This is a genomic window from Mycobacterium lehmannii, from assembly GCF_001499925.1.
In the GTDB taxonomy this organism is placed as follows: Bacteria; Actinomycetota; Actinomycetes; order Mycobacteriales; family Mycobacteriaceae; genus Mycobacterium; species Mycobacterium lehmannii.
Genome location: NZ_LQIR01000025.1, coordinates 29439 through 44537 on the forward strand (window position 1 = coordinate 29439; position 15099 = coordinate 44537).

Here is a 15099-nt window from a genome sequence, read left to right on the forward strand (position 1 = left end):
TTCCCATGGGGTTCTTGAAACAGGACGCGCCTGTCGTCGATTACGAGGAGTGGAGTAAGGGCAGCCGCGCCGAGAAGATCGTGCCCATGGCCCGGCACTGGGCCGAGGTGGGATTCGGGACGCCGGTGGTCCTACACCTGTTCTACGTCGTCAAGATCCTGCTCTACATCCTCGGCGCATGGCTGATCGCGATCAGCACCACGGGGATCGACGGGTTCACCAACGTCGCCTCCTGGTACAACGAGCCGATCGTGTTCGAGAAGGTCGTGCTGTACACGATGCTGTTCGAGGTCGTCGGCCTCGGCTGCGGCTTCGGACCACTTAACAACCGCTTCTTCCCGCCGATGGGCTCGATCCTGTACTGGTTGCGGCCGAACACGATTCGGCTGCCTCCGTGGCCGACCCGGATCCCGTTGACCAAAGGCGACACCCGCACACCGTTCGACGCGCTGCTCTACGGCGCGCTCCTGGTCCTGCTCCTCGTGGCGCTGTTCTCCGACGGAACCGGACCGATACCCGAACTGGGGACGACCGTCGGCGTGTTACCGGTGTGGCAGGTCGCTGCCATCCTCGGCGTTCTCGCCGTGCTCGGCCTGCGCGACAAGGTGATCTTCCTGGCGGCCCGCGGCGAGGTGTACGCCTCGCTCGCGGTCTGTTTCCTGTTCGCCGGGCCCGACATCATCATCGCGGCCAAACTCGTGTGCCTGACGATCTGGCTCGGCGCCGCGACGTCCAAGCTCAACAAACACTTCCCGTTCGTCATCTCCACGATGATGAGCAACAACCCCGTGTTCCGGCTCAAGTGGATCAAACGCAAGTTCTTCGAACGCTTTCCGGACGACCTGCGACCCGGGCGCGCATCACGGTGGCTGGCGCATTTCAGCACGGCGATCGAAGGCCTCGTCCCGCTGGTGCTGTTCTTCTCCCACGGGGGCTGGCCCACCTACATCGCCGCGTTCGTGATGCTGGTCTTCCACTTCGGGATTCTGTCCTCGATTCCGATGGGCGTGCCGCTGGAGTGGAACGTTTTCATGATGTTCGCGGTCCTGGCGCTCTTCGTGGGACATCCGGGCATCGGCCTCGGCGACCTGCAGAGTCCGTGGCCGATCGTGTTGTTCGCCGTCGTAGCGGGCACCGTTATTCTCGGAAACCTGTTCCCGCGCAAGGTGTCCTTTCTGCCGGGCATGCGCTACTACGCGGGCAACTGGGACACCGGGCTGTGGTGTGTGAAACCGTCAGCCTCGGCGAAGATCGAGAAGAGCGTCGTCTCGATCGCGAGCATGCCGCAGGCGCAGATGGAGCGGTACTACGGCAGCCCCGAGACTGCCCAGATGTATCTCTACATGGGATACGCCTTCCGCGCGTTCAACTCTCACGGTCGCGCTATGTTCACCCTCGCCCACCGGGCGATGGCCGGGCACAACGAGGACGACTACGTACTGACCGACGGTGAGCGCATCTGCAGCACCGCGATCGGCTGGAACTTCGGCGACGGCCATATGCACAACGAACAACTCATCGAGGCCCTGCAGAAGCGCTGCAATTTCGAGCCGGGAGAAATAATCGTCGTGCTGATCGACGGACAGCCGATCCATCGGCAGACCCAGCAGTATCGGTTGGTCGACGCCGCGACAGGGGAATTCGAGCGGGGCTACATCCGCGTCGCCGACATGGTCACCCGCCAGCCGTGGGACGACACCGTTCCCGTCCACGTCACGTGGCAGAAGGACAGCGCTGACGCTCCCTAGCCCATGACGTCGCGGACCTGGACATCCTCGAGTCCCTGCAACAGCAGTTCCCGCGCGGTGTCGAGGTGCTTGCGCCAATGTGCTTCAGCGGCCGCGCCGTCGCCGGACCTCAACAGCTGCATCAACTTCCGGTACGAACGCATCAACTTGTCGAAGTCGGCACGGGAGACCGGCCGACGTTCCTTGAACAGGAATGCGTTGTGGCGCACCGTGATTTCGTGCAGCATGCCGGCGATGATGGACAGGGTCGCGTTGCCCGACAACTCGACGACGCGCCGGTGGAAGTCGCCCGTCGTCTCGGCCAGGGTGTCGTTCTGCCAGCCCGAGGGCACGTGCTCTTCGAGCAGGCCGTCGAGTTCGTCGAACGCCTCGGCCGAACCGGACTCGGCCAGCAGCCGCACCGCCATCGGTTCGATTCCGGCGCGCGCCGTCATCAGGTCGGCGATCGTCGCGCCGGACAACTCGAGCAGCAAGCCCGCGGGGCGGGCGACGATCTCGGGGCCGGGCACGCGGACGCGGGCGCCGGTGCGCGAACCGCGCCGCACCTCGACGAGGCGTTCGGACTCCAGGACCCGGACGGCCTCCCGCAGGGTCGGTCGGCTCACCCCAAAGTGAGCCATCAACTCGGCTTCGTTGGGGAGGAAGTCGCCGTCCTTGAGTTGGCCGTCGACCACCATGCGGCGCAGCGTGCCGGCGACGAGTTCGGCCGTCTTCGGTGACCGCACCGTCGTCCCGGCGCCGACGCCGTCCGGGCCGATCATCGGCGCCAGCGGTGTACTTCGAGCCACTCCAACTCCCACGTTGCGGCTGACCCAACGGCCAGCTGTACAACTCAGTAAACCATGTGTGGGAATACGTCGAGCAAAGCGACCTGCGGCGGCGCCCTCACGGTCTCGGCCGGGACGGACGTGAACCTTATCCCGAATGACCAGGCAGGGCGAACCTTCGCTACGTTCGCGGCACCCGCAAAATTCGCCCGGAGGCCCACCCTCCCCACCGCGCCCACCAACCAGTAGGTTGACCTAGTAAACCTTGTTCGTTTACGTTCGGGGGTGGACCCCTCCGTGTGTGGGTAAATCATCGAACTTCGAAGGAGAAGCGTCATGGCTGAAGCCGTCATCGTCGAAGCAGTACGGTCGCCCGTCGGCAAACGCAACGGCGGGCTGTCTGGGGTTCACCCCGGTGACCTGTCGGCACAGGTTCTCAACGGTCTGGTGGAGCGCGCCGGCGTTGATCCCGCGCTCGTCGACGACGTCATCTGGGGCTGCGTCATGCAGGCCGGTGAGCAGGCTCTCGACATCGGCCGCACCGCGCTGCTGACCGCCGGCTGGCCGGAGACCGTGCCCGGCGTGACCGTCGACCGCCAGTGCGGTTCGAGCCAGCAGTCGGTGCACTTCGCCGCCGCCGGTGTGGTCGCCGGCCACTACGACGTCGTTGTCGCCGGCGGTGTCGAGTCGATGTCGCGCACCCCGATGGGCGCCTCGCTGGCCAACGGTGGCAACCCGTACTCGGCGAACTTCAAGAACCGCTACAAGCAGACTCCGAACCAGGGCATCGGCGCCGAGATGATCGCCGAGCAGTGGGGCTTCAGCCGCACCGATCTCGACCAGTTCTCGCTCGATTCGCACGAAAAGGCCGCCGCCGCACAGGATGCCGGCGCGTTCGACGACCAGATCGTCGGAATCAAAGACGACGAGGGCAACACCGTGCTCAAGGACGAGGGCATCCGGCGCGGCACGACCCTGGAGAAGATGGGCCAACTCAAGCCCGCGTTCCGCGAGGACGGCGTGATCCACGCCGGCAACTCGTCGCAGATCTCCGACGGTTCGGCGGCGCTGCTGTTCATGTCGGCGGAGAAGGCCAAGGAACTGGGCCTCAAGCCGCTGGCCCGCGTGCACACCGCGGTGCTGGCCGGCGCCGATCCGGTGATCATGCTGACGGCGCCAATCCCGGCGACCCAGAAGGCACTCAAGCGTTCCGGCCTGTCCGTCGACGACATCGGGGCGTTCGAGGTCAACGAGGCGTTCGCCCCGGTTCCGATGGCGTGGCTGAAGGACATCGGCGCCGACGAGAAGAAGCTCAACCCCAACGGCGGTGCGATCGCGCTGGGCCACCCGCTGGGCGGCTCGGGTGCGCGCATCATGACCACGCTGCTCTACCACATGCGGGACAACGGCATTCAGTACGGTCTGCAGACCATGTGCGAGGGTGGCGGGCAGGCCAACGCCACCATCCTCGAGCTGCTGTGACGTTGGTTGTGTCCGACTCCTCAAAGATCGTCGTCGGACGAGCCATGACGACGCCCGCGGCGCTCACCGAGCGCCGCGGGAACGTCATGCTCATCACGATCAACCGGCCGGAGGCGCGCAACGCCGTCAACAGCGCGGTGAGCACCGCGGTAGGCGATGCGCTGCAGCAGGCGCAGGACGACCCCGAGGTGCGCGCGGTGGTGATCACCGGTGCAGGTGAATCCTTCTGTGCCGGTGCAGATCTCAAGGCAATTTCGCGGCGGGAGAGCCTGTTCCACCCGGAACACGACGAGTGGGGCTTCGCCGGGTACGTGCGGCACTACATCGACAAGCCGACCATCGCCGCGGTCAACGGCACCGCGCTGGGCGGAGGGACCGAACTCGCGCTCGCCAGCGATCTGGTGATCGCCGAAGAGCGCGCGAAATTCGGTCTGCCCGAAGTCAAGCGGGGCCTCATCGCCGCCGCGGGTGGGGTTTTTCGCATCGTCGACCACCTGCCGCGCAAGGTCGCGATGGAGCTGCTGTTCACGGGTGAGCCGATGTCGTCGGCCGATGCGCTGAAGTGGGGTCTGATCAACCGGATGGTGCCCGACGGCACCGCGGTCGAGGCCGCACTCGAGCTCGCCGAACGAATCACCAGCAATGCGCCGCTCGCGGTGTGGGCGAGCAAGCGGGTCGCGATGGGTGTCGACGACGGTGTCATCACCGGTGACGAAGGCGGATGGTCGAGGACCATGCGTGAGATCTCGACGGTGCTCCGCTCAGAAGACGCCAAAGAAGGACCGCTGGCATTCGCCGAGAAGCGCCAGCCTGTTTGGAAGGCCAAGTAGCAGTGAAGAGAACGATTTACGACGCCGAACACGAGGCGTTCCGCGAGACCGTCAGGGAGTACATCGAGCGCGAACTGGTGCCCAACCAGGAGAAGTGGGAGACCGAGCGCATCGTCGACCGGTCGGCGTACACCGCGGCAGGCAAGTACGGCCTCATCGGGTTCAACATGCCCGAGGAGTACGGCGGCGGCGGTTCAGATGACTTCCGGTTCAACGCGATCATCGACGAGGAGACCGCCAGGTCCGGCGTGCATGGACCGGCGCTGAGCCTGCACAACGACGTCGTGGGCCCGTATTTCAAGGAGCTGGCCAACGACGAGCAGAAGAAGCGCTGGTTGCCGGGCATCACCAGCGGTGAGCTGATCATCGCGATCGCGATGACCGAGCCGGGCGCCGGTAGCGACCTGGCCGGCATCCGCACCTCGGCGGTGCGCGACGGTGACGACTGGATCATCAACGGCTCCAAGACATTCATCTCGTCGGGTATCAACTGCGACCTGTGTGTGGTCGTCGCGCGCACTGATCCCGAGGCCGGCCACAAGGGCTTCTCGTTGTTCGTGGTGGAGCGCGACATGGAGGGCTTCACCAGGGGCCGCAAGCTCGACAAGATGGGGCTGCACAGCCAGGACACCTCCGAGCTGCACTTCGAGAACGTGCGGGTGCCCAACGCCAACCTCCTCGGCAAGGAGGGTCGCGGCTTCTACCACCTGATGACCAACCTGCCCTCGGAGCGGTTGGGCATTGCGATCTCGGCCATCGCCGGAGCCCGCGGGGTCTTCGACGAAACGCTGCAATACGCCAAGGACCGCAAGGCTTTCGGCCAGCCGATCGGCAGCTTCCAGCACAACCGGTTCCTGCTCGCCGAGATGGAGACCGAGCTGGAGGTCACCGAAAACTACATCGACCGCTGCCTACAGGGTGTGGTCGACGGTGAGCTGACCGCGGTCGAGGCGGCCAAGGCCAAATGGTGGGCCACCGAGGTGGCCAAGAAGGTCGTCGACCAGTGCGTGCAGCTGCACGGCGGATACGGCTACATGATGGAGTACCGCGTCGCGCGCGCTTACGTCGACGGGCGCATCCAGACGATCTTTGGTGGCACCACCGAGATCATGAAGGAGATCATCGGCCGCGACCTAGGCGTATAGCCGGCTCGCCGGCGTGGCGTATAGCCGGCTCGCCGGCGTGGCGTATAGCTGCCCCCGGCGTGGTTTCTAGCCGCGACCCCTAACGCCAAAGCCCCCGAAACAACGGAGTTTCGGGGGCTTTCGCGTGTGCGGGCGAGATCAGCCGATCGGAGCGTCGCCTGCCGGCGTCGGTTCCGCCGGCGGGGCCGGCTCGGTGGTCTCGGTCGTCGTCGTGGTGGTCGTCGTCTCGCTGGTCGAGGTCGCCGACGGCGTCACGGCCGCCGGCGCGTTGGCCGGATCGAGCACCGCGTCGATCAGGTAGATCCGGGCGTTCGCCGCCTGGATGCCACCGCAGACCACCTTGGCGGTGTCGTTGATCGTCACGTCGGCGTTCTCACCGGTCACCTTGATCTCCGCACCCTGCTGGGTGGGCCGCTGACCCTTGACATCCTTGGGTCCGAGCAAGCCGAGGAACACGTGGTAGTAGTCGAAGTCCGTCAGCGCGGCGGGGTCGGCCTTCAGCGCGTCCAGTTGCGCGGGAGGAAGCGCGGCGAAGGCCTCGTTCGTCGGCACGAAGACCACGTACGGGCCGTTCTCCAGCACGGGCACCACGTTCACGGCGGGGTTGAACCCGCCGGAGATCGCGGAGTAGAAGGTGCTGGCCTCCGGGATGGCTTGCAGCGCCTGGCCTACGGGCAGGTTGTTCAGCGCCTTCCAGTCGGGCACCGCCTCCTTGAAGGCGTCACAGCCCTTCCCCTCGGGGTTCGGGATCTCGACCACCGCAGTCGTGGTCGGCTCGGCCGGTTGCTCGGGTGCGGGCGCGGGTGGATCGGCGTATGCGGTCACGGCCAGCGGCACCGAAAAGGCGATCGCGGCGATCCCGGCAGTGGCACCAAGGGCTTTGCTGGTGCGAGTCTTCACTTACGGCTCCTCAGCTAGACAGGTCGAAAGGCATGTTAGAGGCAGTGCTGTGTGCCTGCCAAAGTCGCCACCTCGCCAAACAGCCGCTGCGGGCCATCTGACCTGGGCTTTGTCAATCTGCCCACATAGCGCCCCGAACGGCGGCGAAACGCCGATGCATACGATGAGCCGCATGCCTGAGCCGCTGATCCTTCCCATTCGTGGTCGCCTGCCGTCGCTGCATGCCGAGGCGTGGGCGGCGCCCAACGCGAGCCTGATCGGCGACGTGACACTCGCGGCGCGGGCCAGCGTCTGGTACGGCGCCACGCTGCGGGCCGAGGCCGAGCCCATCGAGGTCGGCTTCGGGACCAACATCCAGGACGGGGTGACGGTCCACGTCGACCCGGAGTTCCCGGTCCGCATCGGTGAAGAGGTCAGCGTGGGCCACAACGCCGTGCTGCACGGCTGTGTCATCGAGGACGGGGCCCTCATCGGCATGGGGGCGGTCATCCTCAACGGCGCGACGGTGGGACAGGGCGCGTTGATCGCCGCGGGCGCCGTCGTGCCGCAGGGTTTCGTGGTGCCGCCGCGGACTCTGGTCGCCGGGGTTCCTGCCAAGGTGCGCCGGGACCTCAGTGACGCAGAGGTCAACCACAATCGCTACAACGCGCAGGTGTACCAGCATCTGATCGATCTGCACCGAGACGCCAAGGCCTAGATTCTCCCGGGATTCTCCGGGGTCCGATCCGGGTACAGGCCCTACCGTGAAACGTGTTCGCACTCTGGTGACCGGCGCGACCGGTTACGTCGGCTCCCGGCTCGTCAACGAACTGCTCACCGAGGGACACGAGGTGGTCGCCGCCAGCCGAAATCCCGACCGGCTGGCCGAGTTCGGGTGGCAGGACCGCGTCGACGCCGTCGCATTGGACGCCCATGACGAAGCCTCGGCTCGGTCGACCTTCGCCGACGCCGGCCCGATCGATGTCGTCTACTACCTCGTACACGGCATCGGGCAGCCCGATTTCCGCGAGGCCGACAACCGCGCGGCGGCCAACGTGGCGAGGGCGGCCAAGGACGCCGGTGTGCGTCGCATCGTGTACCTCGGCGGGTTCGTGCCCGACGGTGACGAGCTGTCCGAACACCTCGCGAGCCGCGCCGAGGTCGCCGAGGCGTTGCACGTCGACGGCGGACCGGACGTGGTGTGGCTCGGCGCGGCCATCATCATCGGCGCGGGGTCGACGTCGTTCGAGATGCTGCGCTATGTGGGGGATCGGTTCCTGGTCATCCCAATGCCGTCGTGGTCGGTGAACCCGATCGACCCGATATCGATCTGCGATGTGCTGCACTACCTCGTCGCCGCCGCCGACAGCGAGCGTGTGCCCGCCGGCGCGTACGACATCACCGGCCCGGAAACCACGTCGTATGCCGAGCTGCTGCGCACGTATGCGCGAATCGCCGGAAAGTGGCGGGCCGAGCTGCCGGTCAACGGCGTCGACACCGGTCTCGTCTCGTGGGTGACGGGGGTGGTGCTGCCGGTGCCGGGAGGACTCGCCGCCGACCTGGTGCAGTCGCTGGACCATCCGATGATGGCTTCTGACACCCGGCTGCGCGAGTTCGTGCCGGACCCGCCTGCCGGGCTGATCGGCGTCGAGGAGGCGATCACGCGGGCGCTGGCGAGCCGTCGGCGTCGACCCGTCGACGAGCTCACCGACCCACACCACCTCGCCGATACCGACCCCGGCTGGGCGGGTGGGGACACACTGCGTCTGCAACAGGTGGCCGGTGCGGTCACACCGTCGGTCGTCCGGCCCGCGCTCGGGCTCATCGGCGGGGTGCCCGGACCCGTCGCCGGGGCGGTGCGCACGGGTGTGGACACCCTGCTGCATTTCGTGCCTAAGGTTGATCTGACGTGACGGAGGAGACGCAGACGCGACCCGGCCTGCTTCGGGAGATCCGCGAGATCGTCAGTGCGTGCCCCGTTCCGCATCACGAACCGCCCAGCGTCATACGGCGCAGGCGCATCGTCGTCGCGGTCGTGCTCGTCATCGGCGCCGCGCTGCTCGGTTATTCGCTGACCCGCCCGCCGGGTGACTCGTCGTTCTACTGGCTGACGTTGGCGCTGGCCGGGGTGTGGGCGCTGGGCGCGTTCCTGTCAGGCCCGCTGCACATGGGATGCATCCGCTTCCGCGGCCGCAATCAACGGCCCGTGATCACCGGCACCGCAGTGGGTTTGGCGCTGGGCGCGGTGTTCGTCATCGGCGGCCTGATTGCGCGCGAGATTCCCGGCGTAAGCGAATACATCACTCGCGTACTGGAATACGCCAACTACGGACCCTTGATCCTGGTGACGTTCATCACCGTGATCAACGGGCTGGCCGAGGAGATGTTCTTTCGCGGCGCGCTCTACACGGCGTTGGGCACGATGAAGCCGATACTGATCTCGACGGTCTTCTACGTCATCGCCACCGCGGCCACCACCGGCAACCCGATGCTCGGCTTCGCCGCGATCATCCTGGGCACGATCTGCGCGTTCGAACGCCGAATGACCGGCGGCATACTCGCACCGATGCTGACCCACTTCTTCTGGGGTCTGGTCATGGTGCTCGCGCTGCCGCCGATCTTCGGCGTCTGACTCAGCGCAGCGGGTGGGCCAGCTCGTCGCGACGCATTCCGGCCGCCCACACCGCGACCGCTGCCACCAGCACGGGCACGATGCCCGCGACGAGGAAAATCGTCTGTATCGAAACGACTTTCGACAACGGTCCCACGATCGCGAACGACACCGGCATGAACGCCAGCGAGACGAAGAAGTCCAGGCTCGACACGCGGCCCAGCATCGCCGTCGGCACCCGTCGCTGCAGCAGCGTGCCCCAGATGACCATCCCGGTGCCGTCGGTGAACCCGATGACGAACGTCGCGGCCGCCATCACCGCGAACGAAGAGGTGAAACCGAACACGATCAGCGGGATGGCGCCGAGACCCCACATTGCCATCATCACCGACAGATACCGGCGCGGCATACGGCCCGACGACACGGTGAGTGCCCCGAGCGCGCTGCCGAGCCCGAAGAACGCCAGGATGAAGCCGTACATCCGCGCGCCGTCGGCGAAGCGGTCCTTGGCGATGAACGGCAGCAGCACCTCGATCGGTCCCAGGACGACCAGCACGAAGATGCTCGCGAACAGCAACGTCCACAATAGCCACGGTGTGCCGAGCACGAACACGAAGCCGTCGCGAAGATCGCGCAGCACATGTGTGTGCTCCTGTGACGCAGGAGGCCTCAGCGCCGGCCGGGTCGCGACGAGCAACACCAGGCCGACGGCGAACAAGGCGGCCACCGCCACCGCGCCCAATGCGGGGAACGTCGCGCCGACGATCACTCCGGCGGCGGCCGGGCCGATCGCGCGCTGGAACACCGGGCGCACCACACCCTCGACGCCGTTGGCGGCGAGCAGCTGCTCGGGCGGCAGGATCCGCGGAAGGATCGCGCTGTAGGCGGGGAAGAAGAAGGCCGCCGCCGTGCCTAGGGCAGCTGCGCCCACCGCCAGGTGCCAGATCTGCAGTGCGCCAGACATTCCCAGCACCGCGATGGCTGTCGAGGCGAGCACGTTGACCGTCTGGACCGCGATGATGATCGCGCGTTGAGGGAATCGGTCGGCGGCGATCCCGCCGACCAATACGAAGGCGACGAGCGCGCCGCCGAAACAGGTCGTCACGATCGACAGCGAGACGGGGTCGTTGTTCAGTTCGATGACCTGCATGGCCAGCACCACCGCGAACATGCCGTCGGCGAAGATCGACAACGTCACGGCCGCGATCAGCAGGCGGTACTCGCGGTTACGGAACGGTGCGAGCACGCGCCAGCCGCCGGCGTTGCGCACCGGCTGTTGGATCTCGAATTGCGTACTCACCTGTCGATGGTTGCCGACGCGCAGGCGCCGAGTCCACCGATTTTCTTCGTGCGAGCGACCGCTTTTGTACGCACGAACGCCGCGTGTCGCGGTGCAGACACGGTCAGTCGCGGCGGTGGAGGAAGGTTAGAAGTCGGAGAAGTTGGCCTTGCGGCGCTGCTGGAACGCCGTGATTCCCTCGATGAAGTCCGGCGAGGTCAGCAGCTTCAACTGGCCTTCGCGTTCACGTCCTAGCGCGGGTTCGAACTCGGTGAGCGTTGCCGCGTTGATCGCATGCTTGGTCTTGCGCAGCGCCACCGCCGGTCCCGACTTCAACGAGGTGAGCACCTTGTCGACCTCGGCGTCGAACTCGTCGGCCGGATAGACCGCAGCCGCCAGACCCCACTCGAATGCCTCACGCGCCGAGACCTTTTCGGCAAGCAGCGCCATCCGGGCCGCGCGCGTGCGTCCGACCGCCGCCGCCACCAGCGCCGAGGCGCCGCCGTCGGGCATCAGCCCGATCTTGGTGAACGCCAACATGAAATACGCGTTGTCCGAAGCCAATACGACGTCGCAGGCCAGTGCCAGCGATACCCCGACGCCGGCCGCCGCACCGTGCACCGCCGCGACGACGGGTTGGGGCAGGTTGACGATCGCGCGGGATGCGGCGTTGGCTGCGTCCAGCACTGAGGCCGGGCCGTCGACCTCCTTTTGCGCCTGGTCGTCGCCGCCGATGCCAGCGCCCGAGCAGAAGCCACGGCCAGCTCCGCCGAGCCGCACCACCTTGACCCGCTGATCGGTGGCCGCCGTCTGGAGAGTTTTGGCGATGCCGGCCAGCATCGCGCGGTTCAATGAGTTGAGGCTGTCGGGCCGGTTCAGCGTCACCGAAAGCACACCGTCGGCGAGGTCGACCCTCAGAGCGTCGATACCGGTATATGTGGGTGCGCCCGAATCCAGCGTTGTCATGCACTGCACCCTAGAACCGCACGACTTGGTTATACAAGTAAGCTATGTCGGCGATCCGGAAGCGATTGTCCAACGAAGGGCGGTAAGCATGGCGGGACCTCTGCACGGGCTGCGGGTGATCGAACTCGCGAGCATCGGACCCGGCCCGCACGCGGCGATGATCCTCGGTGATCTGGGCGCTGACGTCGTCCGCATCGAGCGTCCGGGCAAGCTCGGTGGGATCCCCACTAGCAAGCGCGAGGCCGCCTTGCGTAACAGGCGTTCCGTCGCCGCCGACCTCAAGAGCGACGAAGGCCGTGAACTCGTGTTGCGATTGGTCGCGAAGGCCGACGTGCTGATCGAGGGGCTGCGCCCCGGTGTCACCGAACGCCTCGGTCTCGGACCGGAGGACTGCGCGAAGGTCAACGAGCGGCTGATCTACGGCCGCATGACCGGATGGGGTCAGACCGGGCCGCGGCGCCTGCAGGCCGGCCATGACATCAACTACATCTCGCTCAACGGCGTGCTGCACTCGATCGGTCGGGCCGGCGAGCGGCCGGTACCACCGCTGAACCTGACCGGTGACTTCGGCGGCGGCTCGATGTTTTTGCTTGTCGGCATCTTGTCCGCGCTGTGGGAGCGCCAGACGTCGGGCAAGGGTCAAGTGGTCGACGCGGCGATGATCGACGGTTCGAGCGTGCTTGCGCAGATGATCTGGGGCTTCCTGCAGGACGGGTTGTGGACCGATCAGCGTGGGGTCAACATCCTCGACGGCGGCGCGCCGTATTACGACACCTACACCTGCGCCGACGGCCGCTACATCGCGGTCGGGTGCATCGAACCGCAGTTCTACGCCGAGTTCCTCAAGGGTCTCGGTTTGGAGATCGCCGACCTGCCGGATCAGAACGACGCGAGCCGCTGGCCCGAGCTGCGCGCGAAACTCACCGAGGTCATCGCGTCCAAGGACCGCGACCACTGGGCCAAGGTGTTCGCCGACAGCGACGCCTGCGTGACGCCCGTGCTGTCGTTCAGCGAGGTCGAGTCCGAACCGCACGTCACCGAGCGCAACACGTTCTATCGCGACGGCGAGCACCTGCAACCGATGCCCGCGCCGCGGTTCTCCCGTAGCGCGCCGCCGGCGCCGACACCACCCGGCCAAGCCGGAGCCGACACCGAAGCCGTCTTACGAGACTGGGCCTAGAGAAAGGAACACCCTCAAAGTGGAGATCAAGGACGCCGTAGCCGTCGTCACCGGTGGTGCGTCGGGCCTCGGCCTGGCCACCACCAAGCGCCTGCTCGACAGGGGCGCCTCGGTGGTCGTCATCGACCTCAAGGGCGAAGAGGCGGTCAAAGAACTCGGGGATCGCGCCCAGTTCGTCGAGACCAACGTGACCGACCCCGACGCCGTCAGCGCGGCGCTGGACGCGGCCGAGAAGATGGGTCCGCTGCGCATCAACGTCAACTGCGCGGGCATCGGCAACGCGATCAAGACGCTGAGCAAGGACGGCCCGTTCCCGCTCGACGGCTTCAAGAAGGTGATCGAGGTCAACCTGATCGGCACGTTCAACGTGCTGCGGCTGGCCGCCGAGCGGATCGCCAAGACCGAGCCCATCAACGGCGAGCGCGGCGTCATCATCAACACCGCGTCCGTCGCGGCTTTCGAGGGCCAGATCGGTCAGGCCGCGTACTCCGCGTCCAAGGGCGGCGTGGTCGGGATGACGCTGCCGATCGCGCGTGACCTGTCGCGCGAATTCATCCGCGTCGTCACGATCGCCCCGGGTCTGTTCAAGACCCCGCTGCTGGGTTCGCTGCCGGAGGAGGCGCAGCAGTCGCTGGGCAAGCAGGTGCCGCATCCGGCGCGCCTCGGCGATCCCGACGAGTACGGCGCGCTGGCCGTGCACATCGTTGAGAACCCGATGCTCAACGGTGAAGTGATCCGGTTGGATGGCGCGATCCGGATGGCCCCCCGATGAGCATCAGGACGAAGTTCACCGAGACGTTCGGAATCGAACATCCCATCGTGCAGGGTGGGATGCAGTGGGTCGGCCGCGCGGAACTCGTTGCGGCCGTGGCGAATGCGGGTGCGCTCGGTTTCATCACCGCGTTGACCCAGCCGACGCCCGCCGACCTGGCCAAGGAGATCGCCAAGTGCCGCGATCTGACCGACAAGCCGTTCGGGGTCAACCTGACGATCCTGCCGACGATCAACCCGCCGCCGTATGACGAGTACCGGCAGGTGATCGTCGACTCGGGCATCAAGATTGTCGAGACCGCGGGTTCGAACCCGGCGCCGCATCTGCCGATGTTCCACGAGAACGGGATCAAGGTGCTGCACAAGTGCACCTCGGTGCGGCATGCGGTCAAGGCGCAGAGCCTCGGCGTCGACGGCATCAGCATCGACGGCTTCGAGTGCGCGGGCCATCCCGGCGAGGACGACATCCCTGGCCTGGTGCTGATCCCGGCGGCGGCGACCAAGATCGACATCCCGATGATCGCCTCCGGCGGATTCGCCGACGCCCGTGGCCTGGTGGCCGCACTCGCGCTGGGCGCCGACGGCATCAACATGGGATCGCGGTTCATGTGCACCGTCGAATCGGCCATCCATCAGAACGTCAAGGAGGCGATCGTCGCGGGCACCGAGCTCGACACGGAGCTGATCTTCCGGCCGCTGCGCAACACCGCCCGCGTGGCCAGCAACGCGGTGTCGCGTGAGGTCGTGGAGATCCTCAACCGCGGCGGTCAGTTCGAGGACGTCAAGGACCTGGTCGCCGGTTCGCGCGGGGTGAAGGTCTACGAGGTCGGCGACCTCGACGCAGGCATCTGGAGCGTGGGCACCGCGATGGGGCTGATCAACGACATCCCGACCTGTGGGGATCTGGTCGCGCGCATCGTCGACGAGGCCGAGGAGATCATCAGCGGCCGGCTCAGCGACATGATCGCCGACGACGAAGAAGAGAACGTGGCTTAGGAGAAAGGATCGGATTTAGCGGGCGGGTTCAACAGCAAGCAGCAACAGAACCGGCTCGGGCCCTCGGGGCCGAACCGTCGGAGCGAATGCGCGACCCCTCGGCGCGCGTTCGGTCAGACGGCGGTGCGCAGGGTGTGCTCGTCGTCGAGCTGCTCCGAGGTGTCGCCTTCTACCAGGACATCGCCGTGGTAGAGCGCCTCGAAGTCGACCTTGATGACATCGGCACTGGTGTCGTCGATCCACATGTACTCGACAGTAAGTGTTACCTCTAAGGAATCTTTGAGTCACGATTCGGAATACTGTGGCAATTCTTACCGCCAAGTAGGGTCGCGGGCTACTTGCCAGTAGCGATTTGCTGACCAGCTAGGTGTAATGGCCAGGCAGGTTGTGGACGGCGTGGCGTGAGGAAGTAGGTGAGGACCTCCGGTATCGGTGTGGTTACCAC

General features: G+C 66.4%; 15 protein-coding genes. 10 read left to right on the top strand and 5 right to left on the bottom strand.

Annotated elements, in window-relative coordinates:
* Positions 1-5: 5 nt before the first annotated feature.
* Positions 6-1748, top strand: coding sequence for a DUF3556 domain-containing protein (locus AU192_RS15365; RefSeq protein WP_064397631.1), 1743 nt, complete (start codon positions 6-8; stop codon positions 1746-1748).
* Here the strand turns inward: AU192_RS15365 and AU192_RS15370 are convergent.
* Positions 1745-2536 carry a FadR/GntR family transcriptional regulator gene (locus AU192_RS15370; protein ID WP_064397634.1) on the bottom strand — a complete coding sequence of 264 codons (792 nt, stop codon included), beginning with the start codon at positions 2534-2536 and terminating at the stop codon, positions 1745-1747. The two genes, AU192_RS15365 and AU192_RS15370, sit on opposite strands and share 4 nt — an antisense overlap.
* A gap of 315 nt (positions 2537-2851) precedes the next feature.
* Between AU192_RS15370 and AU192_RS15375 the strand changes: the two genes are divergently transcribed.
* The 3 genes from AU192_RS15375 to AU192_RS15385 are packed head-to-tail and all read left to right on the top strand — an operon-like array spanning position 2852 to position 5972.
* Positions 2852-3997, top strand: a complete 1146-nt coding sequence (locus AU192_RS15375) for a thiolase family protein (RefSeq protein WP_064397635.1) — start codon at positions 2852-2854, stop codon at positions 3995-3997.
* Between the two features lie 44 nt (positions 3998-4041).
* Positions 4042-4827, top strand: a complete 786-nt coding sequence (locus AU192_RS15380) for a crotonase/enoyl-CoA hydratase family protein (protein ID WP_064397637.1) — start codon at positions 4042-4044, stop codon at positions 4825-4827.
* Positions 4828-4829: 2 nt separating this feature from the next.
* Positions 4830-5972, top strand: a complete 1143-nt coding sequence (locus AU192_RS15385) for an acyl-CoA dehydrogenase family protein (RefSeq protein ID WP_064397639.1) — start codon at positions 4830-4832, stop codon at positions 5970-5972.
* A gap of 138 nt (positions 5973-6110) precedes the next feature.
* Here AU192_RS15385 and AU192_RS15390 read toward each other — a convergent pair whose 3' ends face one another.
* The gene (locus AU192_RS15390; RefSeq protein ID WP_064397641.1) at positions 6111-6872 is read right to left on the bottom strand and encodes a fasciclin domain-containing protein; all 762 of its coding nucleotides are present in this window, start codon (positions 6870-6872) and stop codon (positions 6111-6113) included.
* Positions 6873-7044: 172 nt separating this feature from the next.
* Between AU192_RS15390 and AU192_RS15395 the strand changes: the two genes are divergently transcribed.
* The 3 genes from AU192_RS15395 to AU192_RS15405 are packed head-to-tail and all read left to right on the top strand — an operon-like array spanning position 7045 to position 9483.
* On the top strand, positions 7045-7569 hold the full coding sequence (locus AU192_RS15395) for a gamma carbonic anhydrase family protein (protein ID WP_064397643.1): 525 nt from the start codon (positions 7045-7047) through the stop codon (positions 7567-7569).
* A gap of 46 nt (positions 7570-7615) precedes the next feature.
* Positions 7616-8764: an NAD(P)H-binding protein gene (locus tag AU192_RS15400; RefSeq protein WP_064397645.1), complete on the top strand. Its 1149-nt coding sequence runs from the start codon at positions 7616-7618 to the stop codon at positions 8762-8764.
* A 26-nt stretch (positions 8765-8790) separates the two neighbouring features.
* Positions 8791-9483, top strand: a complete 693-nt coding sequence (locus AU192_RS15405; RefSeq protein ID WP_416171924.1) for a CPBP family intramembrane glutamic endopeptidase — start codon at positions 8791-8793, stop codon at positions 9481-9483.
* 1 nt (position 9484) lies between these two features.
* Here AU192_RS15405 and tet(V) read toward each other — a convergent pair whose 3' ends face one another.
* Positions 9485-10732 carry a tetracycline efflux MFS transporter Tet(V) gene (gene tet(V) / locus AU192_RS15410; protein ID WP_198957274.1) on the bottom strand — a complete coding sequence of 416 codons (1248 nt, stop codon included), beginning with the start codon at positions 10730-10732 and terminating at the stop codon, positions 9485-9487.
* A 156-nt stretch (positions 10733-10888) separates the two neighbouring features.
* Positions 10889-11707: an enoyl-CoA hydratase gene (locus AU192_RS15415; protein WP_064397650.1), complete on the bottom strand. Its 819-nt coding sequence runs from the start codon at positions 11705-11707 to the stop codon at positions 10889-10891.
* Positions 11708-11795: 88 nt separating this feature from the next.
* On the opposite strand from AU192_RS15415, the gene AU192_RS15420 reads away from it, so the two are divergent.
* Genes AU192_RS15420 through AU192_RS15430 form a run of 3 tightly spaced genes read left to right on the top strand, consistent with a single transcriptional unit; the run spans position 11796 to position 14654 of the window.
* Complete coding sequence (locus AU192_RS15420) at positions 11796-12887, top strand: CaiB/BaiF CoA transferase family protein (RefSeq protein WP_064397651.1); 1092 nt, start codon at positions 11796-11798, stop codon at positions 12885-12887.
* A gap of 19 nt (positions 12888-12906) precedes the next feature.
* Positions 12907-13659 carry a 3-hydroxyacyl-CoA dehydrogenase gene (locus AU192_RS15425; protein ID WP_064397653.1) on the top strand — a complete coding sequence of 251 codons (753 nt, stop codon included), beginning with the start codon at positions 12907-12909 and terminating at the stop codon, positions 13657-13659.
* Positions 13656-14654 carry an NAD(P)H-dependent flavin oxidoreductase gene (locus tag AU192_RS15430; RefSeq protein WP_064397655.1) on the top strand — a complete coding sequence of 333 codons (999 nt, stop codon included), beginning with the start codon at positions 13656-13658 and terminating at the stop codon, positions 14652-14654. Before AU192_RS15425 ends, AU192_RS15430 begins: the two co-directional genes overlap by 4 nt.
* 113 nt (positions 14655-14767) lie before the next feature.
* On the opposite strand, the gene AU192_RS26155 is transcribed toward AU192_RS15430, so the two are convergent.
* The gene (locus AU192_RS26155) at positions 14768-14899 is read right to left on the bottom strand and encodes a hypothetical protein (RefSeq protein ID WP_090346444.1); all 132 of its coding nucleotides are present in this window, start codon (positions 14897-14899) and stop codon (positions 14768-14770) included.
* Positions 14900-15099 lie beyond the last annotated feature (200 nt).